The organism is Corynebacterium sp., from assembly GCF_030535495.1.
Taxonomy (GTDB): domain Bacteria; phylum Actinomycetota; class Actinomycetes; order Mycobacteriales; family Mycobacteriaceae; genus Corynebacterium.
The window spans coordinates 1-1,819 of record NZ_JAUNRW010000125.1 but is presented as its reverse complement, the minus strand read 5'-3'; the positions used below and the strand labels follow the sequence as shown (position 1 = coordinate 1,819).

At 65.1% G+C, this 1,819-nt stretch carries 1 protein-coding gene and 2 pseudogenes; 1 reads left to right on the top strand and 2 read right to left on the bottom strand.

Annotated features, from left to right (window positions below; all coding sequences use genetic code 11):
• Together Q4F73_RS11190 and Q4F73_RS12520 are read right to left on the bottom strand one after the other, a co-directional pair.
• Positions 1–269: Fur family transcriptional regulator (locus Q4F73_RS11190; RefSeq protein ID WP_303359424.1), on the bottom strand; the 269-nt coding region annotated here is incomplete at its 3' end.
• Positions 270–598: 329 nt separating this feature from the next.
• Positions 599–817 (bottom strand): annotated as a pseudogene (locus tag Q4F73_RS12520) (ArsR/SmtB family transcription factor); the annotation flags it as partial.
• Between the two features lie 385 nt (positions 818–1,202).
• On the opposite strand from Q4F73_RS12520, the pseudogene Q4F73_RS11180 reads away from it, so the two are divergent.
• Positions 1,203–1,819: pseudogene (locus tag Q4F73_RS11180) on the top strand (glycine--tRNA ligase); the annotation flags it as partial.

The following is a 1,819-nucleotide window of genomic DNA, read 5'->3' as shown; positions in this document are numbered from 1 at the left end:
TGATGGTGGTGGTGCTCGGACACGCACTGCCGGTAGAGGGTCTCGCCGGTGGACATGTGGAGGACGTCGACGGCCTCGATCTCGGCGAGGGACTGGAGGGTGCGGTAGACGGTGGTCAGGCCGACCTGCTGGTCCCGGTCCTCCAGCTCACGGTGGATTTCCTTGGCGGAGGCGAAGGTGTCGATCTCGGAGAGGATGCTGATGACTGCGGTGCGTTGCCGGGTGTTACGGGCACCGAGCTTCGGTACGCCGGAGGACGTGGGGGACATGTACCTGCTCTTCCTGGTCAACGGGATCGAGGACACATCCCATTATGTACGCTGCCGGGGAAACTCGCAGTTCAGGAAAAGACGGTGGGTACCGGCGGGGTGGGGGAGGGATCCGGAATGCTGTCGGAGCTGATCGCCGATCCGGCGGCCGCGGCCGGGGCGTGGGAGACCTGACCCACCGGGTCCTGCTCGGTTCCGGTGCCGCGGGGATGCCGGGTGTGTCCGATGGGAACGACGTTGTCGCGCGCCTGCTCGGCGTTCGGGGCGCCGTTGTTCCTCCGCGACTGCTGGAGATCGCGGGCGTGCAGGCCCAGTGCCACGGCGGAGGTGATGATGTCCGCGGCCTGCGGCAGGACGAGGCGGTAGATGACCTCGCGGCCGCGGCGTTCGGAGTCGACGATGCCGGAGCGCTTGAGCACCCGCAGGTGCTGCGAGATCAGCGGCTGGGACTTGCCCAGTCCGTCGACGAGTTCGTGAACGAAGTGCTCTCGGATGGACAGGCGCCAGATGATCTGCACGCGCAGGCGTGAGTCCAGCGCGCCGATAATTGCCTCGGCGGCGTCGAGGTCGGTGTCCGAGTAAGTGTTCATCCCATCCAGTTCTTCTGTGCCTGCGGCCTGCGGCGGGGCCGAGATTCGGCGAGTAGACCAAATCCTGAGTTTTTTATGTTCGCAAACCGCGTCATTAGATGTCGATTGGCGGGCCAGCGTGCTAGTTCTTCGATTATACCCACATGGTGTCGGGACCTTAGACATTTGGCCCGCGACAACGTCCCGGCACCCCTCACGTTGAGGGGTCGAGCATTATTTTCGCGGAGACTACCACCTGTGCCCACCGGGCCGTCAACCCCCTGGCTGCCCGGTACAGGCGAGGCGGCTAGACTCGTTGTGAATCAGAACCGACTTATCCCCTACCAGAGGAGTCTGAAGCCCCATGGCGTCCGTCATCGATACCGTAGTCAACCTGTGCAAGCGCCGCGGCCTCGTCTACCAGGCCGGTGAGATCTACGGCGGCTCCCGCTCCGCATGGGACTACGGTCCGCTCGGTGTCGAGCTCAAGGAGAACATCAAGCGCCAGTGGTGGCGTCACATGGTCACCGCCCGCCCCGATGTCGTCGGCGTGGACACCTCCATCATCCAGCCCCGGCAGGTGTGGGTCACCTCCGGCCACGTCGAGGTCTTCACCGACCCGCTGGTCGAGTCCCTGCACACCCACAAGCGCTACCGCGCGGACCACCTGCTCGAGGCCTACGAGGAGAAGCACGGCCACCCGCCGGCCAACGGCCTCGCGGACATCAACGATCCGGAGACCGGCCAGCCGGGCAACTGGACCGAGCCGCGCCCGTTCTCCGGTCTGCTCAAGACCTTCCTCGGCCCGGTCGATGATGAGGAAGGCCTGCACTACCTCCGCCCGGAGACCGCGCAGGGCATCTTCGTCAACTTCAAGAACGTCATGACGTCCGCGCGCATGAAGCCGCCGTTCGGCATCGCCAACATCGGCAAGTCCTTCCGCAACGAGATCACCCCGGGCAACTTCATCTTCCGCACCCG